This window comes from Clostridium omnivorum (assembly GCF_026012015.1).
Classification (GTDB): domain Bacteria; phylum Bacillota; class Clostridia; order Clostridiales; family Clostridiaceae; genus Clostridium_AX; species Clostridium_AX omnivorum.
On record NZ_BRXR01000001.1, the window covers coordinates 3694618 to 3721138 of the forward strand.

The 26521-nt window shown below is 30.6% G+C and carries 28 protein-coding genes; 12 read left to right on the forward strand and 16 right to left on the reverse strand.

Annotated features, from left to right (window positions below):
• Positions 1–52 precede the first annotated feature (52 nt).
• The 3 genes from bsdE14_RS17470 to bsdE14_RS17480 all read right to left on the reverse strand — a co-directional run bounded on the left by bsdE14_RS17470 (position 53) and on the right by bsdE14_RS17480 (position 2166).
• Positions 53–658, reverse strand: a complete 606-nt coding sequence (locus bsdE14_RS17470; protein ID WP_264851286.1) for an NUDIX hydrolase — start codon at positions 656–658, stop codon at positions 53–55.
• A gap of 63 nt (positions 659–721) precedes the next feature.
• Positions 722–1114 (reverse strand): hypothetical protein, encoded by a 393-nt coding sequence (locus bsdE14_RS17475; protein ID WP_309298126.1) that lies wholly within the window; start codon positions 1112–1114, stop codon positions 722–724.
• Between the two features lie 32 nt (positions 1115–1146).
• Complete coding sequence (locus tag bsdE14_RS17480; protein ID WP_264851287.1) at positions 1147–2166, reverse strand: S66 family peptidase; 1020 nt, start codon at positions 2164–2166, stop codon at positions 1147–1149.
• A gap of 204 nt (positions 2167–2370) precedes the next feature.
• Between bsdE14_RS17480 and bsdE14_RS17485 the strand changes: the two genes are divergently transcribed.
• On the forward strand, positions 2371–3264 hold the full coding sequence (locus bsdE14_RS17485; RefSeq protein WP_264851288.1) for a deoxyribonuclease IV: 894 nt from the start codon (positions 2371–2373) through the stop codon (positions 3262–3264).
• 49 nt (positions 3265–3313) lie between these two features.
• Here the strand turns inward: bsdE14_RS17485 and bsdE14_RS17490 are convergent, their stop codons facing one another.
• Positions 3314–4216: an alpha/beta hydrolase gene (locus bsdE14_RS17490; protein WP_264851289.1), complete on the reverse strand. Its 903-nt coding sequence runs from the start codon at positions 4214–4216 to the stop codon at positions 3314–3316.
• A gap of 280 nt (positions 4217–4496) precedes the next feature.
• On the opposite strand from bsdE14_RS17490, the gene bsdE14_RS17495 reads away from it, so the two are divergent.
• Entirely contained in the window at positions 4497–6731 is a 2235-nt protein-coding gene (locus tag bsdE14_RS17495; protein ID WP_264851290.1) for an alpha-galactosidase, read from the forward strand.
• A 65-nt stretch (positions 6732–6796) separates the two neighbouring features.
• Here bsdE14_RS17495 and bsdE14_RS17500 read toward each other — a convergent pair whose 3' ends face one another.
• Positions 6797–7096, reverse strand: coding sequence for an SHOCT domain-containing protein (locus tag bsdE14_RS17500; protein ID WP_264851291.1), 300 nt, complete (start codon positions 7094–7096; stop codon positions 6797–6799).
• Between the two features lie 231 nt (positions 7097–7327).
• Here bsdE14_RS17500 and bsdE14_RS17505 point away from each other — a divergent pair, with 231 nt between their 5' ends.
• Positions 7328–8227 carry a RelA/SpoT domain-containing protein gene (locus tag bsdE14_RS17505; RefSeq protein WP_264851292.1) on the forward strand — a complete coding sequence of 300 codons (900 nt, stop codon included), beginning with the start codon at positions 7328–7330 and terminating at the stop codon, positions 8225–8227.
• Between the two features lie 54 nt (positions 8228–8281).
• Here the strand turns inward: bsdE14_RS17505 and bsdE14_RS17510 are convergent, their stop codons facing one another.
• Positions 8282–10039, reverse strand: a complete 1758-nt coding sequence (locus bsdE14_RS17510; protein WP_264851293.1) for a DUF4153 domain-containing protein — start codon at positions 10037–10039, stop codon at positions 8282–8284.
• Between the two features lie 266 nt (positions 10040–10305).
• On the opposite strand from bsdE14_RS17510, the gene bsdE14_RS17515 reads away from it, so the two are divergent.
• The 3 genes from bsdE14_RS17515 (at position 10306) to bsdE14_RS17525 (ending at position 12058) form a co-directional block, all read left to right on the forward strand.
• On the forward strand, positions 10306–10842 hold the full coding sequence (locus bsdE14_RS17515) for a phosphoglycerate mutase family protein (protein WP_264851294.1): 537 nt from the start codon (positions 10306–10308) through the stop codon (positions 10840–10842).
• 194 nt (positions 10843–11036) lie between these two features.
• On the forward strand, positions 11037–11318 hold the full coding sequence (locus bsdE14_RS17520) for an immunity 53 family protein (protein ID WP_264851295.1): 282 nt from the start codon (positions 11037–11039) through the stop codon (positions 11316–11318).
• Positions 11319–11341: 23 nt separating this feature from the next.
• Positions 11342–12058, forward strand: coding sequence for an SGNH/GDSL hydrolase family protein (locus bsdE14_RS17525; RefSeq protein WP_264851296.1), 717 nt, complete (start codon positions 11342–11344; stop codon positions 12056–12058).
• An 80-nt stretch (positions 12059–12138) separates the two neighbouring features.
• Here bsdE14_RS17525 and bsdE14_RS17530 read toward each other — a convergent pair whose 3' ends face one another.
• A complete protein-coding gene (locus tag bsdE14_RS17530) occupies positions 12139–13002 on the reverse strand; it encodes a nitroreductase family protein (RefSeq protein ID WP_264851297.1) in 864 nt (287 codons plus the stop codon).
• Between the two features lie 393 nt (positions 13003–13395).
• Between bsdE14_RS17530 and bsdE14_RS17535 the strand changes: the two genes are divergently transcribed.
• Positions 13396–14376 carry a type I phosphomannose isomerase catalytic subunit gene (locus tag bsdE14_RS17535; protein ID WP_264851298.1) on the forward strand — a complete coding sequence of 327 codons (981 nt, stop codon included), beginning with the start codon at positions 13396–13398 and terminating at the stop codon, positions 14374–14376.
• A 104-nt stretch (positions 14377–14480) separates the two neighbouring features.
• Here bsdE14_RS17535 and bsdE14_RS17540 read toward each other — a convergent pair whose 3' ends face one another.
• Together bsdE14_RS17540 and bsdE14_RS17545 are read right to left on the reverse strand one after the other, a co-directional pair.
• Positions 14481–14831, reverse strand: a complete 351-nt coding sequence (locus bsdE14_RS17540; protein ID WP_264851299.1) for a hypothetical protein — start codon at positions 14829–14831, stop codon at positions 14481–14483.
• A 203-nt stretch (positions 14832–15034) separates the two neighbouring features.
• A complete protein-coding gene (locus bsdE14_RS17545) occupies positions 15035–15232 on the reverse strand; it encodes a hypothetical protein (protein WP_264851300.1) in 198 nt (65 codons plus the stop codon).
• Positions 15233–15485: 253 nt separating this feature from the next.
• On the opposite strand from bsdE14_RS17545, the gene folE reads away from it, so the two are divergent.
• The 4 genes from folE to folK are packed head-to-tail and all read left to right on the forward strand — an operon-like array spanning position 15486 to position 18265.
• A complete protein-coding gene (gene folE, locus bsdE14_RS17550; protein ID WP_264851301.1) occupies positions 15486–16043 on the forward strand; it encodes a GTP cyclohydrolase I FolE in 558 nt (185 codons plus the stop codon).
• A 55-nt stretch (positions 16044–16098) separates the two neighbouring features.
• Positions 16099–16590: an HD domain-containing protein gene (locus bsdE14_RS17555; RefSeq protein ID WP_264851302.1), complete on the forward strand. Its 492-nt coding sequence runs from the start codon at positions 16099–16101 to the stop codon at positions 16588–16590.
• Positions 16591–16615: 25 nt separating this feature from the next.
• On the forward strand, positions 16616–17422 hold the full coding sequence (gene folP, locus bsdE14_RS17560) for a dihydropteroate synthase (RefSeq protein ID WP_264852294.1): 807 nt from the start codon (positions 16616–16618) through the stop codon (positions 17420–17422).
• An 18-nt stretch (positions 17423–17440) separates the two neighbouring features.
• On the forward strand, positions 17441–18265 hold the full coding sequence (folK, locus tag bsdE14_RS17565) for a 2-amino-4-hydroxy-6-hydroxymethyldihydropteridine diphosphokinase (RefSeq protein ID WP_264851303.1): 825 nt from the start codon (positions 17441–17443) through the stop codon (positions 18263–18265).
• 125 nt (positions 18266–18390) lie between these two features.
• On the opposite strand, the gene bsdE14_RS17570 is transcribed toward folK, so the two are convergent.
• Entirely contained in the window at positions 18391–18915 is a 525-nt protein-coding gene (locus tag bsdE14_RS17570) for a DnaA N-terminal domain-containing protein (RefSeq protein ID WP_264851304.1), read from the reverse strand.
• Between the two features lie 350 nt (positions 18916–19265).
• On the opposite strand from bsdE14_RS17570, the gene bsdE14_RS17575 reads away from it, so the two are divergent.
• Entirely contained in the window at positions 19266–20660 is a 1395-nt protein-coding gene (locus bsdE14_RS17575; protein WP_264851305.1) for an amino acid permease, read from the forward strand.
• A 65-nt stretch (positions 20661–20725) separates the two neighbouring features.
• Here bsdE14_RS17575 and bsdE14_RS17580 read toward each other — a convergent pair whose 3' ends face one another.
• The 6 genes from bsdE14_RS17580 to bsdE14_RS17605 all read right to left on the reverse strand — a co-directional run bounded on the left by bsdE14_RS17580 (position 20726) and on the right by bsdE14_RS17605 (position 26342).
• A complete protein-coding gene (locus bsdE14_RS17580) occupies positions 20726–21970 on the reverse strand; it encodes a DEAD/DEAH box helicase (RefSeq protein ID WP_264851306.1) in 1245 nt (414 codons plus the stop codon).
• A 152-nt stretch (positions 21971–22122) separates the two neighbouring features.
• Positions 22123–22800 carry an ABC transporter permease gene (locus tag bsdE14_RS17585; RefSeq protein ID WP_264851307.1) on the reverse strand — a complete coding sequence of 226 codons (678 nt, stop codon included), beginning with the start codon at positions 22798–22800 and terminating at the stop codon, positions 22123–22125.
• Positions 22793–23713, reverse strand: coding sequence for an ABC transporter ATP-binding protein (locus bsdE14_RS17590; protein ID WP_264851308.1), 921 nt, complete (start codon positions 23711–23713; stop codon positions 22793–22795). The genes bsdE14_RS17585 and bsdE14_RS17590 overlap by 8 nt, the downstream gene beginning before the upstream one ends.
• 202 nt (positions 23714–23915) lie before the next feature.
• The gene (locus bsdE14_RS17595; protein WP_264851309.1) at positions 23916–24848 is read right to left on the reverse strand and encodes a sensor histidine kinase; all 933 of its coding nucleotides are present in this window, start codon (positions 24846–24848) and stop codon (positions 23916–23918) included.
• A 1-nt stretch (position 24849) separates the two neighbouring features.
• Positions 24850–25596, reverse strand: a complete 747-nt coding sequence (locus bsdE14_RS17600; protein ID WP_264851310.1) for a response regulator transcription factor — start codon at positions 25594–25596, stop codon at positions 24850–24852.
• Positions 25597–25709: 113 nt separating this feature from the next.
• The gene (locus tag bsdE14_RS17605) at positions 25710–26342 is read right to left on the reverse strand and encodes a peptidoglycan-binding domain-containing protein (protein ID WP_264851311.1); all 633 of its coding nucleotides are present in this window, start codon (positions 26340–26342) and stop codon (positions 25710–25712) included.
• Positions 26343–26521: the final 179 nt, after the last annotated feature.

Consider the following 26521-nt stretch of genomic DNA (forward strand, 5'->3'; position numbering starts at 1 on the left):
TGTATATAAAAACAAACTATATGCTAATTAATAGCATATAGTTTGTTTTTTATTAAAATATATCAGCTCCAAAGTTGGCGAAGCTTTGTAAAACTAAATAAGCTCTCATATCCATTTTCACATCCTGCTTAAGCAATTCTTTTGCCTTTTGTTTAGTTACTAAGGTCGCTTCTATATCTTCATCGTCTTCAAGATATTTATCAGAAAGTACACCTTCACAGGTACAGTAAACTATTGAGGCGCATTCATCTGTCATTCCAGCCGAAGCATAAACCTTTTTTGCACTTTTATCATAATTAATATCTAAAAGTGAAAGTCCTGTTTCCTCCATAAGTTCCCTTCTTACAGCTATTTCTATACTTTCATTATTATCAATAAGCCCTGCTGGAAGTTCATAAACATAATCATTAAGAGGGATTCTAAACTGCCTTATTAAAACAAGACAATTAGTTTCCTTATGTAAAGCAGCAAGAATTACAGCATCAATACCTTCCTCTTTACCTTGAAAAAACTGTTCAGAAAGAGTAGTATAATTTTTTCTTGAGGCAATAACCCAATGCTTTTCATTTCCCTTTTTATTATTATAAACTGCATCGTAAAGACTTAAAAATTTTGTCTCAGCTAGTGGATTTAATTTTTTTATTCTACCATTACTCATTGATTATCCCGCCTTTCTTATAGGTCAGTAACTACTATTTATCATTGTAAACCTACAAATAAATTATGATTTTCCTTTGAATTCATTGCCACATTTTTTACAGGTAATAGTTACTTTTCCTTGTTTTCTAGGAACTCTAAGCTTTTGAGAACAATTTGGACATTTAAATATTTTATAGTTTTTACGCTGCTCTACAGAAGCTTTATTTGAATAAAACTTTTGTTTTAACTTTAAAGTAAAGTTGTTAAATACTGCTAATTCCTGATATCTCTTATTCTTATTTTTAGAAAGAATTCTAAAGATTCCATAAACAACAAATACAGTCCCTAAAGGAAAAGTATATCTAGAAAATGATAATAATAATCCAAAAATAAATAGAAATTCTGTAAGCTTATCTACTCCATAGGAATCCTTTAACATATTATTTATTTTACTTTTAAAGTTGTTAATGTTCAATTAAATCACCTCATTTTATTCTATTTCATAGGTTAAATAAATTTTTGAATTATTATACCTCTTGAGTTTTTATATTGAACTTCAGCTACTGCGCCATTTATTAAAGTTAGTTGTGGAGGTATATGGCCTAAATCCACATTATATATAATTGGAACATTAAATTCAGAAAATGTATTCTTTAAAGCATCGGGCAATGTAAAATCATCAAAATCTGAATAGCCATCCGGTCTGCCATATAAAACTCCTTTACAATTTTCGAACCATCCATTCATTTTCATCTGCCATAGAGTTTTATAAATATCACCTGCGTTCATGCTGCAGCTCTCCAAGTACCAAATAAAACCATCTTCATAATATTTGCTTATAAATTCCCTAACTGGAGCAAAAGGAGTGCCGATTAGTGAGCGGAGGGTATCTAAACCACCACCGATTAATCTTCCGTTAAAATTGCATTCGTCTTCATCTCCTAAAAGTATCCACTGGCCATATTTTGAAAACTTTTCTACATCTGGATTATACTCTATAAATTCAGAAAAATCCTCACCTAAGCACCCTATACTCTCTTGACGAATTATATTTTCACTCTGCAAAATGTTTAAGGCATTAACTGTAGTTTCATCTATAGGATTACCATCAAAATGAATCAATAAAGGACCGTGAGCCCCAGCCAAATCACATTTCAAAGTTAGTGTAAACAATAAGGTGCTAATGTCGGAAAATCCTAAAATCCACTTAGGTTTACTACTTTTTATTTTCTCATAAACCAGATAAGGCAGCATGTCCATTAGAAATTCTCCGCCCCTTGCTGGAATAATAGCTTTTACTTCGTCATCAAAATATAATGACATGAATTCTTTGGCTCTTTGCCTTGGTGATGCACTTACTGCTTTAAATATTTTTCTAACAGAGGCTGTTTCTTTAATTTTAAACCCCAACTGGTTAAGATTTATTATAGCACCATCAAGAACTTCAATTAGATTATCTGATACCCCCATAGAAGGGGCAGTAGTTCCAATCGTATCGTTTTTTTGTAAAGGTAAAGGATATCTCATTTTAACGCCTCCTCAGCTTTAATATTTTAACTTTTAAATGCACTTCTAGAAACATATTGCAAAACTAGTATAATATATTCTATCAAAATACAAAGGCAAAAGTAAATGTAAACATAGTATTCTTTATTTATTATTGTTGTGTTATAATAATATAAAATATTAAGTGATAAAGATTATTACATTATGATTATATGAGGTGGTTATATGTTAAAAATAGGTTCCCATGTTTCAATGAGTGGGAAAAAAATGATGCTTGGTTCAGTGGAAGAAGCACTTTCTTATGGAGCTAATACATTTATGATATATACAGGAGCACCGCAAAATACTGTTAGAAAACCAATAGAAGATTTGAGAATAGATGAAGCTATTGAATATATGAATAAAAATGGAATTGAAGAAATTGTGGTTCATGCTCCATATATTATAAATCTAGGTAACAGTGAAAAGCCTGAAACCTTTGAGCTTGCTGTTAACTTTTTAAGAGAAGAAATAAAAAGAACCTCAGCTATTAAAAAGGCAAAAAACATAGTACTTCACCCGGGGGCACATGTTGGTGCTGGAGACGAGAAGGGGCTGCAGCAGATAATAAAGGGGCTTAATGAAGTAATTACAAAGGAGCAGAGCATACAAATTGCCCTAGAAACTATGGCTGGAAAAGGTTCAGAATGTGGTAGAAACTTTGAACAAATAGCTAAGATTATTGATGGAGTCATTTATAATGAAAAATTAAGTGTATGTATGGATACTTGTCATATTCATGATGCAGGTTATGATGTGGTAAATAATTTTGATGGAGTGCTTAACGAGTTTGATAAAATTGTAGGGCTTGATAGACTTAAAGTAATTCACCTTAACGACAGCAAGAACCCATGTGGAAGTAGGAAAGACAGGCATGAGATTATTGGTTCAGGATATATAGGCTTTGATGCACTATGTTATGTGGCAAATCATGAAGCACTTAAAGATATACCTAAGATTCTTGAAACTCCATATGTAGCTGATAATGAAGGGAATAAGAAGCCTCCATATAAATATGAAATTGAGATGCTTAGAAATAAATGCTATTATGAGGATTTAATTCAGCGCATTATTAGCTAGGAGTATAATTTAAGTCATATTTATAAAACTAATTATTAAAAAAAGGGTCTTATGACCCTATTTCCTTTAAAAAGGTTTCTACAATTTTTTCATACTCTTCTCGATTCTGCCAATAGGAATCAGCATGACCAGCGTTTGGGGCTAAGTAAAGTTTTTTAACTCCCTTTTTAATATTATACATATCTATACTCATTTGATTTGGAATATAGGTATCTTGCTGTCCATGAATAAATAATATAGGGGTTTCAACATCCTTTATATCCCTAATAGGTGAAATTTCCTTATAGAAAAATTTATACTTTATTTTACTTACAACACTTGAGGTATATAAAATAGGAAATCCAGGCAATTTAAATTCTTCTTTAAGTCTTATTTTAAATAGCTGCATTAAATCTGAGTAAGGGCAGTCTGCTATATAGAATGAAACTCTATTATCAATAGCACAATGCTGAAGTGCCGTTCCAGCACCCATGGACTCACCATGAACACCAATATATGCATCCTTCCCAAATCTCTGCAAAACAAAATCTACGCATGTATTTAAATCGTACTTTTCAAAATACCCAAAAGTAGTAAAATTACCACCGCTTCTGCCATGATTTCTATGATCATATATAAGAACATTAAATCCTCTTTTATAAAACATATTCATATATTTTACGGAGCCATACTTAGACCAAGTTATACCATGACAAAATATAATAACTTTTTTTGAATTTTCAACTGGAAACAGGATGCCGTCTAACTGGTAACCGTAGGGAGAGAAGATTGTAACAGGCTCTTTTGGTAATGAATTATACCATTCCTCATTAATTTTGCCATTGTCTCTATCAACAGTGTAGGTTTCATCATGATCCCATACCTTAGGTTTTGAAGCTAAATTAGCAAAAAATACACTAGCAATAGCAAGAATTAATATAATAATTAGTATGATAGCAATTAAAATGTACACTATATTAACACCACCTTTTTCATTAAAATATAAGTTAAATAAGAGTATTTTAGAAAACCTTTTCCAGTATTACTATTATAACTCTTTTTATTATTATTTCATAGATAAATTATATAACTAGTCAGTACAAAATATTACATATAATTCCATGAGTAGAAGTAATCCACGCGTTTTTAATATTTTGAAAAGTTAGTTGAATTAATATAAAAGGCTTGTAATAGCTGATAGAATAACATAAAATTATATTGATAAGTTATTTATAAGAATGAGGTGAAAGGATATGCCTATTATTGTTAATGAAGAAAACAAAGAATTTCATTTATTTAATAAACAAATTAGTTATATTTTCAGGGTTATGGATAATAACCAATTAGAGCATTTATATTTTGGAAAAGTATTGCATCATAGAAAAGGTTTTCTGAACTTGGTAGAAAGAGAACCTAGACCGTTAACTTCTAATTTATATGAAGGCAACCAGACACTATCCTTAGAGCATATAAAGCAGGAGTATCCATCTTATGGAACTACAGATTTCAGAATGCCTGCTTTTTCAATAGAGAGTGAAAGTGGAAGTAGAATAACAGATTTTAAATATAAATCCTATAGAATATTTAGTGGGAAAAAAGCTCTAAAGGAACTTCCTTCTACTTATGTTGAGGATGAAAATGAAGCGGATACCTTAGAAATAAAGCTGTATGATAATGTGCTTAACTGTGAACTAATTCTGAGTTACACTATATATGAAGACTACGCTGCTATATGCAGAAATGCAAGATATATTAACTTAGGCAATAATAAAATAGAAATAACTAGTGCTATGAGTACTAGTCTAGATTTACCAGACGATGATTATGAAATGCTTCATCTAGCAGGGGCTTGGAGCAGAGAACGCCATATAAAGATAAGAAAGCTGCAGCCTGGAATTCAATCAATCTATAGTGCTAGAGGAGCAAGCAGTGCAAATCATAATCCTTTTTTAGCATTAAAAAGACCGTACACTACAGAAAATATGGGGGAGGTATACGGTTTTAGTCTTGTATATAGTGGAAATTTCTTAGGCCAAGTGGAAGTGGATTCTTATGGAGTATCTAGAGTAACACTTGGTATAAATCCATTTAACTTTAGGTGGGTTTTAGAGTCTTCTGAGGAGTTTCAAACTCCTGAAGCAGTGACGGTATTTTCGGACTGTGGACTAAATGGCATGAGTCAGACCTTCCATAAGCTTTACAGAACTAGGCTAGCAAGGGGCTATTGGAGAGACAGAGTAAGACCAATACTTATAAATAACTGGGAAGCAACTTATTTTGACTTCAATGAAGAAAAAATAATAAATATTGCTAAGACTGCCAAAGAACTTGGAATTGAATTATTTGTATTAGATGATGGATGGTTTGGTAAGAGAAATGACGATACTTCTTCCCTTGGAGATTGGTTTGTTAACAAGAATAAGCTTTCTGATGGCATTGAAGGCTTAAGTAAGAAAATAAATAATATTGGAATAAAATTCGGTTTATGGTTTGAACCAGAGATGGTTAGCAAGGACAGCCATATATTTAATGAACATTCAGATTGGGTTATACATGATCCAAACAGAAATATGTCCCATGGAAGAAATCAATATGTGTTAGACTTTTCTAATAAACAGGTTGTAGATTATATATATAACCTAATGTGTAAAACTATAGAAAGTTCCTCAATATCTTATATTAAGTGGGATATGAATAGAAATATTACAGAAGCATATTCCAGTTTCCTTAATAGTAATCAGCAGGGAGAACTAATGCATAGGTATATTTTAGGGGTATATAATTTGTATGATAGACTAACAACAAAATTCCCAGAGATTCTTTTTGAGTCCTGCGCCGCTGGAGGAGGAAGATTTGATCCAGGAATGCTTTATTATGCGCCACAGGCATGGACAAGTGATGATACAGATGCTGTAGAAAGATTAAAAATACAGTATGGTACTTCCATGGTTTATCCTATTAGCTCAATGGGATCACATGTTTCAGCTGTTCCTAATCATCAGGTAGGAAGGATAACTTCAATTGACACTAGAGCAAATGTTGCTTACTTCGGAACCTTTGGATATGAGCTTGATTTAAATAAGCTTTCAGATGAAGAAAAAGAGGATGTAAAAAAGCAAGTAGAATTTTTTAAAGAGCATAGAGATCTAATACAGAAGGGTGATTTTTACAGATTAATGAGCCCTTTTGAAGGAAATGATACCTGCTGGATTATTGTTTCTAAAGGCAAGGAGAAGGCAATTGTAGGTTATTACTCTGTTTTATCCAGACCCAATGATAGATATCATAGAATTAAGCTTACAGGGTTACAGTCGGATAAGCTATATATGGTAGAGCCTAAGGGTACTACGCATTATGGAGATGAACTTATGATCATAGGAATTATATTAAGCGAGGATTATTCAGGAAGGCATGAGGATTTTTATAAAAAGCATCCAAATGACTATTCATCTAGAGTATTTACAATAAAAGAAGTTAAAGAAGAATAAGTATTTTTTCAGGTAAACTAAAAAATGCATTGATAAAACATTAAGTTTTATCAATGCATTTTAAGTTATTGAACTTGGTGCAATATGGTTTCTTTTTTTGCATTATATTCTTCGTCTGTTATTTCACCATTAGCGTATCTAATGTTTAGAATTTCTAATGCTTTAGCTGTAGTATCCATAGTAGGTACTGAAGGTACGTTAGCAGCATTTACGCTATTTCCATGGAAATCTTTTTTTCTTATAAGCTTATTAAATAAATAAACTAGAACAACTAGAAGAATGAGAGTAATAATAATACAAGGTATAATCATAAAACCACCAAAATGCATTCCATACATTCCTTGATAACCACGTCCAAATCTCATTAGCTATACCTCCTATAAATATAATAATAATTACGTTCATTTTAACTGCTTGTTTATGTATATGATACTACAGATTTATTATGTAAACTGAGTGACAACTTCTTGAATAATTTGTTAAGAATTTTTTTAATACATAATAAGTTTATGATAAAATGTATTTAATAAAATAATATAGAGGGATTAAAGTATTATGTCCACTTTAGTTTATAAAATGCAGCGAGGAGTCTTAATATGAACATTAATAAAGAAGAATTTTTAAACAAATATCACCTTTCAGAAAATTTCCTGAGTGAAAAAAGAATACAGTGGGATGTTTTAAATAATATATACGAAGACTTTTTTAACTATAAATATAGCTATGAGAGTCAAGCCGGATTTATTGCTGATACTCTTAGAACCTGTAAAAAAATACATTCGGTAAAATCTAGAGTTAAAGACCCTGAGCGTCTAATAGAAAAGATTATTAGAAAAACTGAAGATAGAAGAAAAAAGTATGGAGAGGATTTTCAGTTTTCCATAGATAATTATAAGGATGAGATAAACGATTTAATAGGCGTTAGAGCAATACATATATTTAAGGAAGACTGGGAGTCAATACATAATTTTATATGTAGAACCTGGAAGGTTGTTGAGATAACTGCAAATGTCAGGGAAGGAGACGATACCCATAGGTTTGAAGAACTTAATATAGAAATATGTTCAAGAAAATCGGGGTATAGATCTGTTCACTATTTAATTGAGTTTTTTCCTACAAGTCAAAAGGTTATTGCAGAAATTCAAGTAAGAACAATTTTTGAAGAAGGCTACGGTGAAATAGATCACCAGCTTAGATATTCACACGATAAAATACCTAAGGTTCTAGCTTCAAATCTTCTTCTTTTTAATAGAATTGCTGGCAGTGCAGATGAAATGGCTTCACTTATAAATTTACTAAACAAAAACTGGACTGAGATGGAGGAAAATTTCCAAGGTATAATGAAGCAAAAAAATCATGAAATAAAAGAACTTAAAAAAATAGTCAATGAAAAGACTGGGATAGAAGAGAAAGATAAGAAGGAAATTCTAGACGCACTTGAAAATATAATAATGAAGGATGAATTAATGAATTTAGCTGACGAACTAGATAGTTAGGGTGAAAAGGCACAATGATTTTATAAAGTCATTGTGCCTTTTCAATGTTATATATTATTTTAACTTAACCAAGATATAGAAATCCAAGCCTTTATCTTCAATAGATCCAGTATTTTGATTTTTGTTTCCTGAAATGTTTAGAAAAACGAATTTTACTTTCATCTTTTCATTTTCTTCAGAAAAGGTCATTTCGTCAGCTGGCAATGTATTTTCTTCAGACATTCTATAGCCTTCAGGCTGTATTCCATGTTTTTTAATCATATCTTCTAAAAAAGTATTCAGATCTTTTGAGTAAATGTTTTTTCCATTATAAGATATTTTTGCAATGGATGATGAAGGATCGTAGGATGCATCCAAAGGGCTATTACTTGCTACTTTTTTTCCTTCTGTCATAATTCTCATATCAAATAGGTTATCATAACCGCTAATATCTACTGATCCTTCAGATGGGTTTCTCATATAGTAGAAACGCCCATAAGGCGACTCATATATAGGATTTTCATAGTAAAAGCCTAGAACATTACTCATATCCTGTATTTTAAAGTTATCAGGTAGATATTTAACATTATTTAAGCTGTGATTTCTATTAAAATAATCTAATATACTGCTTAACGCAGCTTTATCTTCTTTTGATATTTTACTAGAACTTTGAATTGAGTCAGCTTTTATCATATTGTTGCTTAAAAGAATCTTTTCGAATCTCTTATTTTGACTGTATTTTGAAATTGAATAACTGCTAACTGGTCCAAAGACAGAAATAAGTGTGACAACTGACAGGGAAATAGGTATTAAGATGTTTCTAAGTTCCTTCTTTAATGAAAAGTAGAGCATAATACAAAATACCCAAAATGCTAGTATTACTACATAATATCTGTTTTCAGTAACCCCATAAGCATTTATTCTAATACCTATAGACACAAACATCATTATTAGCAAAGGAAGTATTATTTTAGGGGCTATTTTTAGAAAGGTTTTAGCCCAGTTATTTTCAGATAGTATAGGGGTTATGAAAAATAACACAATTACAACTATTACTGAGTACCATAGTACTAGATGAGATACCAAGCCTATGGGCCAATGTGCAGTAATTATAATTTTTCCAAAATATATATAGAGAATTATTGTATATGCTGTTAACAATGGCATTGCTATATATAGTAGTAATATTCTTAAAAGCTTCGGATAGTTTTTATATAAAAGCTTTTGAGTTTTTGATGGTATTGTTGATAAAAAATAAGCTACTGCAAATAGAAAAACAACTAATATCCAGGTATAGTAGTATATTTTACCTTGAATTTTAATGCCTAAAAGCTTATCTATAGTAAAAAGTATTGCAGATAGGCCTCCATATAATACTAGTGTATAAATAAAGGTTGTAAAAAAACCTGTAAATAAGGTTATAACATAAATTTCAAGTTCATCTTTTTTTGAAAGACATGGGATAAATATGAAACATAGATATGAAATCAAACTAACTCCAATGTATCTGGTAATTTCTACTATTCTAAGGTCCTTCAAGAGGAATACATAATAGAGTATTAATAATAGAGCACCTATAGTGTTGTAAATAATTAGCTTAAAGTATTTTTCATCCTCATTTCTTTCAAAAAAAAGTTTTATTGATAAGGAAATAGGGATGCCAAGCGCCAAAATCATTGCTATCCGTGCAAGAGTATTTTGTGTAGGATTAGTTTCTGATATTGTAATTAGCACGGCTGCAATTAATGCTGAAAGGAGTATAGTTACAGGGAATCTTTTAATACTTAGGAAAAGACCGCTTAATAGGTTTCTAAACAACTGTAACACTTTCATTTTTTTAACCCTCCTTTTATAGTATTTATTAAATATTAATATAATTTTCTATAAAAATAAAGAACCAAAATAAGTGGTATAAGTAAACTAAATAGCATAACTACTTCTTAAATGGTAATAGTTAGTATAACTTAATATTTGTTAAAAGTTAACATAGATATTTTAAAATTGTTATGCTTAAAAATATAAATAAATGCGATACTAAAATTACAGGTGTTTTTATAATAACTTCATGTAGAGTTAATGCAAATAAAGGTGGGGAATGTATGAAAATAGGTTTAGTAAGACATTTTAAAGTTGATATTAAAAGGAATAGATTTATGACAGCAAAGGAATATAATGAATACCAATATAACTATGACAGAGCAAACGTAATTAAAAATGAACTTATTGTAGATAGCGATTGGGATAAGTGCTATTGCAGCAGCATGGATAGAGCAATAATTACTGCAAAAACAATATATCATGGAGAAATAATTTTGACTGATAAATTAGTTGAGATTCCCTCAGCTGCATACCTTGATATAAATATTAAATTACCCTATCATTTTTGGTTTTTCTTAGGAAGGCTAGCATGGGCATTAAATAGTGCTGTACAGCCAGAAAGTAGTAATATTACGAAAAAGAGAATTAGTGAAGTAGTAGATATGGCACTGAAAGACCAAGAAAAAAATGTTCTAATTGTAAGCCATGCTGGGGTTATGTATGAATTGCGTAAAATTTTGTTGTCCAGAGGATTTAAGGGAAAGAAATTTCTTAAAGCTAACAATGGCTCACTTTATGTATATGAAAAAAATATTTAGATATGCGATATAGGCTGTTAGTATTTTAATATTAGCAGCCTTATTGTTGTTTTGAAAAAAGTGTCGCAAAATAGTTGTGCGATTGCACATAGTTTTTAAAACTATGTGTTGTATTTAATTAAAATACGTTATATAATATACTTGTAATAAGAAATGGTAATATTAAGTTTGTTTCAATAAAAAGGAGTACAATTATGTCTGCTTTAAACTTACTTCAAGAATTAAATAAAAAGTGCTGCCAAAGTGAGAGCTTTTTAGGGATTGAAATGGGTACAAATGATAATCACCAGTGGTATGTATATATTGATCTATTTGATACAGAATACGAAACAAAGGATTTTAAATCAGTAGATATACATATTGACAAAGATAATTGGGTTAATTGCATTAAAGAGAATTATGTGTTTAAAGGTTTTGGCGGAGCTCAAAATCTGGAGGATATTTTACATATTTTTTGTAATTGGGCAAATAATTAATATAATATTTTGGAGGTGCGGCTATGAATATAAAAGACAGTTATAATCTTGTTTTCTTTGGAGATTCTATTACGAAAGGGGTTGTTTTTGATAGTGAAAAGTATAAATACTCAACTATAAAAGACAGCTTTACCAATATTGTTGCAAGCAGTATAAAAGGCACCGTTTATAATGCAGGAAAGTTTGGAAGTACTGTTATAAGAGGTGTGAGCAAGATGTATAATGACGTTATGAAAAAAACACCTGATATTGTGGTTATAGAATTTGGCGGCAACGATTGTGATTTTAAATGGGAGGATATTGCACAAAGTCCCGAGACTGAGCATCAACCTAATACTGATATCGGTATTTTTAGTGAAACTCTGTTAGAGATGATAGACACATTAAATGAGGCTAATATAATGCCAGCGCTCATGACTTTACCACCTTTAGATCCTAAAAGATATTTTAAATGGGTTACTAAAGGAGATCCCATAGCCGAGAAAAATGTATTGAGATGGCTTGGTTCCGAGGAAGAAATATATTATTGGCATAACTACTACAATGAAATGGTAGTAGATGTAGCAAATAAGACCAAAACTAATTTAATAGATGTGAGAAGTGCATTTCTAAACTATCCAGATTACAGTCAGCTACTATGCACGGATGGAATACATCCAAATGCTAAAGGACATTCTGTAATTGCTAAAGTTTTTTTGAATTACTTTCAGGACAACTGCAATTTTATATTACAAAAGTAGTAGTTTAATTAATTGATATAAGAGTATTTTCAATTAATGAAAACAGCGGTGAAGTTTTGATTACTTCTACCGCTGCTTTTTTATTCAGTCCAGCTTATAATATATTCAGTATTTTCATTTAATGGTTTTATGGATGGAACACGCTTTATAAAGCTGCCTTCTAAACCCATTTCCTTAGCAGTTAGATCAAAGTGGCATAGAGCAATGCCTATATCTATTCTTTGCATATCAAAACCCAAATTATCAGAATAGCCTTTAGCATGATCTAAATAAAAATGAAATTGCGTATCATCCTTAACTATTCTCCATGGCTGTTTGTTTGAAGCAGAAGGAGCAAGTCTTACCATGTTTAAGGCAGTTTTATAAATCCCAGCTGATTCTTCTGAAAGAGGAGTTTCAAAATTTTTATTAAAAAATATGTCCTCAAAATTTTTTCTATTCTTTGAACCCGCAGCTAACCTCACAAGGGAATCAAAAAAATTCTTATTTTCATTGGGATAACCTATAGGTGATACAGTGGGTAGTAATTCATCACTGTTTAAATTCATAGCTTTTGAAAACTCGCCTTTTTTAAAGGTACCACCAAGCCAGCAAGTACCGAGACCTAGGGAATGAGCATATAATATAAGTTTTTCAAATTCATAACCAAGTTCCTCAAGGTTCATTTCAGCATTTTCTACCGCCGATACTATAAAAGATGAGGCACCTCTAATCATGCCATAGGTACCAAGCTTAATTTGATTATTTTCTAAGAGTATGTTTGAATCTACAAATTTAAAGCGAACTTTAGCACTAAAGGGACCAGATAAGTTTTCCATAAAGGTAATTATATTTTCTTTTAGTTCTTCAGTTAGCATTTTTGGTTTATATGATCTTATGGATATTCTATTCTTTATAACTTCTGTAACAGGTTTTAAAAATAATTGGTTTTCAAATTCTTTCATAGCATTACCCTCTCTATATTTAAGTTATATATATTATTATAAATAAATAATTCTAACTTTACAATTTTAAGGATCACATATAAATAAAAGATTTGCTGGGTGAAATGTGAATTTTCTGAAAATATCATTAATAATTAATGAACCTATGTTGACAAGTAAGCATACTAGAGTATAATAAGGTATATGGAAAGTGATGGAAATAGTCGTGTTTTTCTCTTGCAAAAGCAATTTAGCTTTTGCTATTTTTTTTGTATTAATTTATTATATTTTTAGTGTTTTAATTAAATATATTGAAAAATTAGACGAAAAGTATAAATTATTCATATGATTATGCTAAAATATAGTATAAAATAAAATTGATATTTAAAAAGTAACTTTTGGAGGTCAAGGCTTATGTATCCATTGAAATTTGAAAATTTATACTATGATAAGATTTGGGGTGGAAGAGATTTTAGTCTATTTAGAGATAATCTTCCAGATGGAGATATAGGTGAGAGCTGGGATGTAGCTTGTCATAAAAATGGTACAAGTATTGTAGCTAATGGTGAATTAAAAGGAAAGAGACTGGATAATCTTATAGGGGAAATGGGAGATAGGCTTATAGGAACAAGTTTATCTAAAGAATGGTTTCCTCTTCTAATAAAGCTTATAAATGCTAAAGACAGTTTATCCGTTCAAGTTCATCCAGATGATGAATATGGCAAAAGAGTAGAAGGAGACATGGGGAAAACTGAGGTATGGTATGTAATGGATGCTAAAGAAGGAGCATACCTTGTAGTAGGAACAAAGGATAATGTATCAAAAGAACAGTTCAAGAGAGCTATTGAAAATGGCACTTTAGAAAAATATATGAACAAAGTTTATGTTAAAAAAGGAGAGGTTTACTTTATAAAAAGTGGACTTATTCATGCAATTGGAGAAGGAGTAACTGTTGCAGAAATACAACAAAATAGTGATACTACCTATAGAGTTTATGACTATAATAGAGGAAGAGAGCTTCATATTGAAAAGGCATTGGATGTTGTAGATTTAAACTTAAAGTGCAAAAAGAGTAATGGCTTATGTGTTAAGGAAGATGGTTTTGAGAAGACCTACCTTTGTTTATGCAAGGATTTTTCACTGGAGAGATATGATATAGAAACTGAAGTAAATGAACTAAGTGATAAAGAAAGATTTTATGTTTTCACTTGTGTAGAAGGTAACGGTGAAATAATATGTGATAATAGAATAGAAAAAATAAAAAAGGGAGATAGCGTTCTAATTCCTGCATCTCTTGGAAAATATGTTCTGCGCGGGAATATGTCTCTATTAAAGAGCTATGTGCCTGATATAAATAAGGTAAAGAAGGACATTTTAGCAATAGTTGAAAAATAATTTTAAGGGTATCTCAAGTTTTGGGATATCCTTTTTTAAATAATATATAAATTTATATGTGCTATAAATTTGAAAAATAAAAAGGCGAAGAAAATCTGCGCCTTTTAGGTAGTTATATATAGTTTATTTACATTTTCAGAAGTGTCCTTTATGCCCAAGTTTAATAATATGCGATAAAAATCTTCAGGCTTAAAGGTATCCATATCTATCTTTGAAAGTTCTTTTAATACATCCTGGCATTCATATAGGAAGTCCAGTGAATTGCATTCCGCCTCTAGCTTCATTGAAGGTATACCACAGAAAGTATAAAAGACTATACAAAATTGCTTTTGCTCATCAGTTCGAAATAATCCTATAGAAAACTTTTCGTATGCATTTTCTGGTAAGCTATTGTTCACTACATTTATTTTACTGTATTGGACAAAAGCTCGATCATCTCTATTAAAATTTCTCATGGTAGCTCCTCCTTATCAGTCGGAGCACGGGGTAGCCATTCATGCCGATTGCCATAGGCAGGCTTACCCGTAAAAGTCCATTTAGGACTTTTACCTCCTTAAAATTAAAATAAATTAAAAAGGTGGTAAAGTGGCTTTATGAGGTTTATGTAGTAGAAATAGTATTTACAGCATGTTTACATATTATACCCTACAGCCTGTGGCTATAGTTTCCTATTTTTTTTATTCTTTTGTACTTCCTTAAGCTTTTTCTTTTGTGCTCTTAGTCTGCCTGCTGCAACTAAAATAAAACCTGCACCAGTTAAAGCAAAAAGTGAAGCTAAGAGTTGATTTTTGCCTTGAAAATAAAAGCCTAAACAGGCAAGGATAATACCTATTGAAGTAATATTAAAGGTACTCATTATATAGCTCTCCTTTCATTTATAGTATTCTACAATCTATTATTTTATAGTTATTTATAATACCTGTATTTTAAAAATATCATTAAAATATCACTAAGTAAATAAGTTTTTCATTACTAGGGTATAATTAAGGCACTATTAATAATTAAAATCATTTGATATAATTTTATACGTAGGAGAATAATAGCCAGTTTATTATTAAAAACTGATGCTATCTTAAGATAAGACTTAATAGAAAACGAGGGTTTAAATTATGATAGATCATAACAAAATAAAAGAAGCGGTTAAAATGATAATTGAGGCAGTAGGAGAAGATCCTAAGCGAGAAGGCCTCATAGAAACTCCTGATAGAATAGCAAGGATGTATGAAGAAATATTTTCAGGTATAAATGATAGTGCAGAAAAGCATTTATCTAAAAGTTTTTCAATAGAGAGCAATGATATAGTAATAGAAAAAGATATACCATTTTACTCAATGTGTGAGCATCATTTTCTTCCCTTTTATGGAAAGGTTCATATAGCATATGTACCAAGCGGTAGAGTTGCAGGTTTAAGTAAGCTTGCAAGAACTGTAGAGGTATATGCTAAAAGACCACAACTTCAAGAGAGAATGACTTCAGACATTGCAGATGCACTGAGAAAATATCTTGATGCACAAGGGGTTATGGTAATAATTGAGGCAGAGCATTTGTGCATGAATATGAGAGGAATTAAAAAGCCTGGCAGTAAAACTAAGACTATGACTGTAAGAGGTATATTTGAAGATAATAAAAGCCTTAGGCAAGAAGTACTTCAACTTATTAGAGACTAGGAGACGCAACAATTAATAATTGTTGTGCACCCCAAAGGAATACAGGAGGGTAGTTGTGGATAATAATACAGATAGAATAAATTCAATACTTCATAATGAGCTTTACAATGAATACTTAAAAAAAATTGAATTATATGAAGCAAATAGGATTTACTGCAGACACAATCTTCAGCATTTTTTAGATGTGGCAAGAATTGGCTATATTATAACTTTAGAAAAAAAGCTGAATATAAAGAAGGATATAATATATGCTGCAGCTCTTCTTCATGACATTGGAAGATGGAAACAGTATGAGAATGGAACTCCACATAATATTGCCAGTGCAGAACAGTCATTAGAAATTCTTAAGGCTGCTGGATACAATGATAATGAAATAGATGAAATAACAAAGGCAATTGAAGGACATAGAGGTTTAAATTGCAGTGAAAATAAATTAGAAAATATTATTTCCGTTAGTGATAAAAAATCTCGAAGTTGTTTTTATTGTGCAGCAAGGGAAAGCTGTAATTGGACTGAAGAAAAAAGAAACTATGATATTGAGTATTAAGGAGGGTGAAGGTATGAGAAAGACAATAAAAGTAGGCTGCAAAGACTTTGAACTTGGAAAAAGAACTTATATTATGGGAATACTTAATGTTACACCTGATTCTTTCTCCGATGGAGGAGAATATGATAATACTATGCTGGCTGTGAAACATGCTAAAGAAATGGTTGAACAGGGTGCAGACATCATAGATATTGGAGGAGAATCAACAAGACCAAATCACATTCCAGTTGATGAAAAGGAAGAAATAAGTAGGGTAATTCCTGTTATAAGGGCTTTAGTGAAGGAGATTGATGTTCCTATTTCTATAGATACATATAAAGCTAATGTAGCTGAAGCAGCTATACTTGAGGGTGCATCGCTTATTAATGATGTATGGGGGTTCAAGAAGGATCCTAGAATGGCAGAAGTAGCTGCTAAATATGGTACTGCATGCTGTTTAATGCACAATAGAGAAAACAATGTTTACAATGACCTAATGGAGGATATTTTAATAGATTTAAAGGAAAGTATAGAAATTGCATTAAAGGCAGGAGTTGGTCCTGAAAAAATTATTGTAGATCCAGGTATTGGATTTGCCAAGGATTACAATCAAAATCTTGTAGTTATGAATAAATTAGAGGAATTGAGTACCCTAGGATATCCTGTGCTTCTTGCAACCTCTAAAAAGTCAATGATTGGAAATACATTAAATCTTCCTCCTAAGGATAGAGTTGAAGGTACTATAGCTACTACAGTTATAGGAATTATGAAAAATTGTGATTTTGTAAGAGTTCATGATGTGGTTGAAAACAAACGAGCATGTATGATGACCGATGCCATTGTAAGAAAATAAATTAAGGCTGGTGAGCTTATGGACAAGATATATATAAAAGATTTAGAGATATATGCTTTTCACGGTGTTAATGAAGAAGAAAAGAATATGGGACAAAGATTTTTGATTTCTATAGATTTATTCCTAAATTTAAGAGAGGCCGGACAAACTGATAACTTGGATGCTACGGTAAATTATGCAGAGTTATGTCATGCAGTAGAAAAAGAATTTAAAAAAGAAAAATATGATTTGATTGAAAAATCAGCTGAAGCTTTAGCAAACTATATTTTACTTAACTACTCTATGGTTGAAGGAGTTAAAGTATTAGTAAAGAAGCCTTGGGCCCCTATTGGTAAGCCCGTAGATTATGCAGCTGTAGAAGTTGAAAGGTTCTGGCATAAGGCATATATAGGACTTGGTTCTAATATGGGGGATAAAGAAGATAACCTTAAAAAGGCTTTAGAGTATATGAATAATGATAAATGTACAGTGAAAAAAGTATCATCAATGTACGGTACAAAACCTGTTGGTTATTTGGAACAGGATGATTTTTTAAATTGTGCTGCAGAAATAAGAACACTACTAACACCGGAAGAATTGGTTAGATTTATGCTAAGTATAGAGAAAGACTTAAAAAGGGAAAGAGTCATTAGGTGGGGACCAAGAACTATTGATTTGGATGTGCTGCTCTATGAGGATAAAATAACTGCCTCTGAAGAAATTATTATACCTCATCCAAGAATGCATGAGAGGCTATTTGTATTAAAACCATTATGTGATATTGCACCCTATGTAATGCATCCTATTCTTAACAGGAGAATTATAGATTTAGAACAAGAGTTATCTAAAACTCAAAAACTATAGCATTAAAGAGCTAGAATTAAGTGAAGTTAATTCTAGCTCTTTTTATATAAAAGTTTATAATGCTCAATATTAAGTTTGAAGGAACAAAGCTATTATAAATTTAATATTAACTCTGCTCCAAACAGCTACCAAGATAGATTTAAAGTATATTTGTTATCTAAGTTTTCAAGTTCAGCTTTAAAGCCCTTTAAGGACATTAATTCTTTTATCCTTATATAAACCTCTTCGTTTAAAACCCAATCCATGGGAAGAATATAGGAAATTGAATGAAGACCAGATTTTGATGCGGCTTCGATGAATTCATATACCTTCTTAGTTTGATTATTGATTTTTTCAACAATATCTTCAAAGACAGCAAAAGCTTCGGTAGTTGCTTCTTTTGAAGGAATACAGTCAAAGGACTCATAATTGCTCAATTTAAAAATTATATTATTAAAGCTTAGTTTTTCTCTATACTGTTCTTCTATGTCGTATAAATATCTTTCTTCAATAATGTTTTTTGTATACATATTTGGAACTATAACAACAATGTTATTATTTTCAAATATAGAATTTTCAAAGCAGGATAACCAGGCTCTGTATACTACTTCGTTATTTTCCTCTTTCAAAATACTATTTATCTCTTGGTTAATTAGATTAAAATCTAACATGGTATACATACCCCCTTGCAAAATAAGATTTAATTAGTTCAGTTTAGCTTAAGATTTCAATATATAATGAATTATGCAGGAAATAAAATTGCATAATTCATTATGTTTATTATAAACTGTTTGTGTGCTGTGAGTCAATAGTAAAATTGAAGCAATTTATATATTATATTGCATTTGTATTTAGTATGTGCATATGTTTGAAAAATATTAATAAATTTAATAATATTTATAAAATTGAAAATCCTATATATTATATTACTTTAATACTTTACTAAAGATGCTTATATCACTAAAATTTAATAATTGTAATTGTAAATTTGTTAAACAATGATACTTAGGAGGAAAAAGACGTGAACTTATTTAGAAAAAGAACTACTGAAGATTTTAAACGGGCTGCCTCAGAAAGTCACTTGATGAAAAAACTCAGTGCTTTTGACTTAGCGGCACTTGGAATTGGGTCTGTTGTAGGAACCGGAATATTCGTTGCAACAGGCCAAGGATCACAACTTGCAGGTCCAGCAGTAACTATTTCATTTATTGTTGCAGCTATAACAAGTGCATTATGCGCATTGACATATTCAGAACTTGCTACTATGTTCCCAGTGGCAGGAAGCACTTATTCATATTCCTATGTTGCATTTGGTGAAATTATTGCTTGGATTATTGGATGGGATTTAATTCTTGAATATCTTGTGTCAGCTGCGGCAGTTGCATCGGGGTGGTCAGGTACTTTAGTGGGAATATTGAAGAACTATGGTATAAGTATCCCCACAGCGATAACTAGTGCACCTACAGCTGGAGGAATTATAGATTTACCTGCAGTTCTAATTACAGCATTAATAACTTGGATATTATATTTAGGAGTTTCTGAAAGTGCTAAAATAAATAATATAATTGTTGGAGTAAAAATATTTGTTATTCTTGTATTTATATTTTTAGGGATTACACATATTGATACTGCAAATTATCATCCTTTTGCTCCGTTTGGGATAAATGGAATAATGTCAGGAGCTGCCATCATTTTTTTTGCATTCATAGGCTTTGATGCAGTATCTACTGCGGCAGAAGAAACTGAAAACCCTAAAAAGGATGTGCCGCTCGGACTTGCAATTTGTTTAGGTGTAGTAATAATAATGTATATAGCAGTATCTCTAGTGTTGACAGGAATAGTACCTTTTAAATCTATAAATGTAAATGATGCTCTTCCAGGTGCACTTTCTCACATAGGAATTAGCTGGGGCTCTGCATTAGTTGGTGTGGGTGCAGTAGTTGGGATGATATCAACTCTACTTGTTACTCTATATGGTCAAGTTAGAATATTTATGGTAATGGCAAGAGATGGGCTGCTTCCTAAGGTTTTTGCAGAGGTAAATAAAAAATATAGCACACCCGGTCTATGTACTATTATTACTGGAATTGTTACAGCTGTAATGGCTGGATTGCTGCCTCTTAGTGTAATAATGGAGCTATGCAATATAGGTACATTGTTTGCATTTATTCTAGTATCTGCTGGTGTAGTTGTACTTAGAAGGACAATGCCCAATGTTGAGAGAAAGTTTAAGTGCCCAGGAGTTCCATATACACCTGCACTTACAGTAGTATTTTGTTTATATCTAATGGCAAGCCTGCTCTTAGTTACTTGGATTAGATTTGGAGTTTGGATGCTTATTGGATTTGCGATTTATTTTGCTTATGGTTTTAAACACAGTACAATAAATGATGAAACACATAATTTCATTAAGTAATATCATCAAATATGTAAATATATAAAAAGAGGCAGATAATATCTGCCTCAATGTTTTATGAAAAATTATTTTTTTGAAACCTTTTCTTTGCTTTTGATAAAGCTTTTTTTAGAAGGTCTGCTGCTGGAAGGCTTACTGTTATGGCGTTTAATATTTGATGAGCTTCCAGTATAAGTATCAACTAATGAACCCTTGTGCAGTTCTTTTAGTTCTATTTGTATTTTCAAGTCCTTTTCAAATTTTTTTATTTGATTTAACTCTTTCACTGTCACAATGGAAATAGCTGTTCCACTCATATTAGCTCTACCAGTTCTTCCAACCCTATGAATATATTCTTTTGAGTCTAAAGGCAAATCAAGGTTTATTATATGTGTGACATCCTTCACGTCCAACCCTCTAGCTGCTAAATCAGAAGCTACTAGGATTTGGATGTTTCCATTTCTAAAGGCTTCTAATGCCTTTTTTCTTTCTTCCTTTGGTGCACTGCCATATATGCCATAGACCTTAATTTGATGATACTGAAGCTTTAAAGTTGTAAGTTCTATTTCCTCACCCTTATTTAAAAATACTATTGCTTTTTTCGGTTTTTCAGCAGCTAAAAGCTTACGAAGTACTTCAATTTTGTCCCTTTGCTCTGCAGTTATATAAAGATGCTTTATGTTTGGATTTACTTGTAAATTTTCCTCTATCTTTACAAGTTCAGGTTCTTTCATTAGACTTTTTGCAATCTTAAAGGTAGTTTCATTTATAGTAGCAGAAAAGACCATTAGCTGCCTATCTCTTAAAGTGGTTTTAATAACATCCTTAATAACAGAAAGGTTGTTTTCATCAAGTAGCCTGTCGCCCTCATCTATAACAATGGTTTTAATAGTGTGGGCAGCTATTTTTCTATTTTTTATTAATTCTAAAATCCTGCCAGGGGAACCAACTATTATGTGTGGTTTTTCTTTTAACTTTTCTATTTGTCTTTTAACATTTACTTCTCCAATAATAGTAGTAGAGGTAACAGCCTTGCCTGAATTTTTAGAAAGCAGCTTTATTTCATTATCTATTTGCATGACTAGCTCGTGGGTAGGAGCAAGAATGATGGATTGCATTTCTCTTTTTTCTTCAGCTATCCTTTGGAAAATAGGTAATAAATAAGCTAAGGTTTTTCCACTTCCGGTTTGAGATTGACCAATAATATCCCTATTTTCTAGGGCAAGTGGTATTGTTTTAGTTTGAATTTCAGTAGGTATAGTTATATTTTCTTTTTTTAATGCTTCTACCAAGCTATCATTTAATCCAAGTTCTTGAAATAAAGTAGTCATATGTATCTCCTTATAACAAATTTAAATTATTATACTTATATATTATCATTGAAAACTTCTATAATTCTATCTTTAGTGTGTGATTTTGTCAAATAAATTATAAGTTAGAAGCTTAGATAGAAAGAGGTAGGATATTTATCCTACCTCTAAAATTAACAAATCACATCTTTCTTGTTTAGGCTATAAATTATTGGTATAGCTACCAGACTGCAAATAATACTAATTCCTAAAAGTTTAAGAATGACTAGATAAGAGTTTGTAATAGAAATATTTGAAGCAAAGTTAACTAATAGTATACAAGAGAATATCATTAATGGAATGCTTCGTATAACTGTGGCAAAGAAAGAGTATACTATAGCAAACATTGTATTCGTAATGGAACAAATAACTATAATAGGAAGCAACGTTAGCATTAAATCATGATTAAAGGTTCCAGTTAACACTGGATGAAAAGTATTCATTGTAAAGACAATTCCTATATAGAAAACGGAGCCAATGATAGTAAGTAAAATTGAGTAAAATAAAAGTACAAAGATTTTTGAAAAGTATATTTTTGTTCTGCTTATTGGGTAGTTAAACATAACATTTATAGTCTTATTATTATATTCATCGAGAAACATATCACCTACTAAAACACATAGGTATATATTTGAAATTAAATTAGCTAAGGAAATAGTTAGACCAGTAATATCTGTCCAGCTTGGTACTTTATTATCATAGAACATTATAGGTATCAAGCTTGCTGAAGATAATATAAAGGTTATAAAAATGCCAAGTAGCTTATTTCTTCTTTTCAACTTCATGAACTCTATTTTTATTAAATTATGCATTTTTATTACCTCCTATTAATGTTATAAAATAGTCTTCTAAGCTGTCCTTTTTAATATTGATAGATTCTATTTCAACATTATTTTGTGATAGAATTAAATTTATTTTGCTGCTTTCATTTAATCTTTCATATATTTTAATCTTATTGAAATCATCCACTATGAAATTGTTTATGCCAAGCTTTTCAGTAAGCAAGAAAGTAGCTTTTTTCACATCGTTTGTAATGATTTCGATTGAATGTCTATTTTTTTGTTGAATAGTATTATAATCCAACTCTTCTATCATTGTTCCGTGATGGATTATACCTATTCTGTCTGCAAGCTGCTCTATTTCACTTAAAATATGGCTAGATATTAAAATTGTCATACCATAATTTTTGGAAAGATTTATTAAAAGTTCCCTTATATCTTTAATTCCTAAAGGGTCAAGTCCGTTTATAGGCTCATCAAGAATTAATAGTTCAGGCTTTGTGAGAAGTGCCCTTGCAATACCAAGTCGCTGCTTCATTCCTAGAGAAAATTGCTTAACAAGTTTTTTTTCATAGTTTTTTAATTTAACCATTTCTATGGCTTCTACTATACAATTTTTATCTTCATAACCCATTAGAGCTTTGTGAATCTGAAGATTTTCCACTGCAGTTAGCTTTTCATAGAAAGATGGATACTCAATTATACTTCCAATTCTTTTTAAGATTTCAAAATTATCATTTGTTACTGGTTCGTCGAAAACTTCAATTGAACCAGATGTAGGTTTTAGTAAGTTTGTTATTAACTTTAAAGTTGTTGTTTTTCCTGAACCGTTCTCACCTAAAAAACCATAAATTTCACCTTTTTTAATATTCATATTAAGGTCGTTTATAATTTCAGTGTTCTTTATCTTTTTGTTAAGATTAAATGTTCGCAGTACATATGACATAATATCCTCCTTGTATTCCTTATGGATGCACAACAATAAAGGATTGCTGCGTTTCCAAATTATAATATATTAATTGATAAACAAGCTTTAATCTTGCTTACAATTATATTATAGGAATAACTTCTTTAAAATTTATAAAACAAACCTTACAAAATTCTTAAATAGAGCTCGTGAATCTAAATTATTTATTGAGTAAGCTAAGTTAGATATGTTTTTTTAGATAAAACTTAAAGGTTGTTTTTTTATAAGGTATGCTTTCAATGGTTATTTCCCCTTGCATTTTATGAATTAGAGTTTGAACTATAGTTAGACCTAGTCCACTACCTTGATAGTTTTTGTTTCTTGAATCTTCTAGGGTATAAAGTCTTTCAAAGACTTTTTTATATTCTGTATCAGCAATACCTTTCCCTCTATCCCATTGCTCAATCCATACGAGATTATCTTTTTCATATAGTTTTATACCAATTACCTTGCCTTCAAAGCCATACTTTATAGAATTAGTTATAAGATTGTTTAAGATTCTCTTTAGGGCTTTTATATTTCCAAAGCAGTATACGTCGTTTTCAGGAATATGAATATCCATTGCAATTTCTTTTGATTCTAATGTGTCATAAAAGCCAAGTATTGTTTCCTTAAGCACTTCAGAGGCATTTATTTGTTCAAGCTCTATATATTCATCACCAGACTCAAGTTTAGTTAATGAAAAAAATTCATTTATAAGAGAACTTACTTCATAGATTTTTGCTTCAAGCTTATTAAGGTACATCTTCTTTTCATCATCACTAATTGAAGTATTTATATTAAGCTGCTCTATGTAGCCAAGCATTACAGTTAGTGGGGTTCTTAAATCATGAGAAATATTAGATAACATTTTTTTCATTGCTTCATTTGATTCAGCTTCACTAACTTTAAGATTGTTAAAGCTGGTTAAAAACTCATTTATTGATAAGCAGAGGGATTTTATTCTTTTATCATAAGTACTAAGTCTTATTCTACCCTGAGCGTTTTCAGTGGAAATTTGATTTAAAATATTGATAATATAGTTCATATCCTTATTTTTTTTATTAATTTTTAAGTGAGAATATACTATATAAAGTAGAAGCACACCAATTATTATTAATAATAACCATGTCATGCTATATGTCTCCTAACTTATAGCCTATTCCCCAAATTGTTTTTATATATTTTGGGTCAGAGGGATCATTTTCTATTTTTTCTCTTAATCTTCTTATATGAACCATAACTGTATTTTCATCCTTAATAAAATCATCTTCCCAAACTCTAGAGAAAATTTGAGCTTTAGTAAATACTTTTTTAGGATTTTCAAAAAATAATTTTAAAATTTCAAACTCTTTAGCAGTTAAATTAATAGGCTCATCATCTTTAAATAATTGATAAGTATCAAAATTTAATGTGAAAGGGCCTAAAGTAATAAAATCAGATTTTGAATCTTCATTTATAGTATAATAATTTACTCTTCTTAGAGCTGCTTGTACTCTTGCAGTGAGTTCTAATAGAGAAAATGGCTTAGTAATATAGTCATCCGCTCCAAGTTCTAGTCCTAAGATTTTATCAAATTCGGAATCTTTTGCAGAAATTATTAATATTGGTATTGAACTATGTTCCCTTATTTTTCGCAGCACTTCTTTACCAGGTAATTTTGGAAGCATAAGATCCAATAGAATTAAATCAAATTTGTTTTTAAAAAATAAGTTTAAGGCCTCTTCGCCATCATTTGCTGTTAGCACATGCAAACCTTCGCTATTCAAGTGGTGTTCTACTAATTCAGCTATTTCCAAGTTATCTTCTATCAATAATAAATTATTAATGCTAATCCCCCCTAAAATTAGGTTATTTGTAGATAAAGTATATTGTGGAAACATAAGTATCCATTGGAGATAATTATATCATATGTGCTTTTATTAGGAAATTAACTGTATAAAAAAAATAGTGTCTCATAAAACAGACACTATCACAGGGCAGCTAGTAATGATATTTAGATATTACCATTATCCTTTAGTAGCCAATACCAAGTATTCGGTCCAACAACACCATCTTTGGATAGACCATTGATATTTTCTTGGAATTTAACAATGGCTTTATAGGTTCCAAGACCAAACTTTCCATCACAAACTAATCCAGCATTCATTTGATGATTTAGGGATTTTTGCACTTCTAGTACTCTAGTATAATCGTTGGTACAACCATAGCCAACCCAATTAGATGGGTCTGAAGTGTCAAAATTTAAAGTTTGTTCTTTTGGTTTGGGAATGATAATGTTATCAGGCTGACTTGAGCAATCAGCAACAGTTACAGCACTGCTTGTCCTATCAACATATTTATCATAAAAATTCATAAGTGACTGTAGATTAGAAAATGTTGATACAGTGATACTGACAACAGCGCCTACAAGTATTTCAAAAATTTTTGTTTTTGTGAATTCTTTTGGCGGCAATGAACTTGGTATTAATGATTTAGTAGAAGTAATTGTCTCGTTTTTTGTAATTGGCTGGATTTTAACTTTACTTTTTAATGGTAAATAAGATTTAGTCTTAAGCACAGGTGCTTTTGCCGAGCTTAATGGAGTTCTTACTACAAAAGCCTTTGATTTAGCTTTTATTTGTAACATAAAAACCTCCTAATAATAACTAGCTGCCCCATGTTCTATTAATAATTATATATGTATAAAAATGATATTTTATGCATTAAAGTAAAAAAAATAAATTACCTTTAATACTTATATTCTATGACAATGTGTGGAAAAAGTCCAATAAAATTATATAATGTAATTTTATTTTATTTACTTAT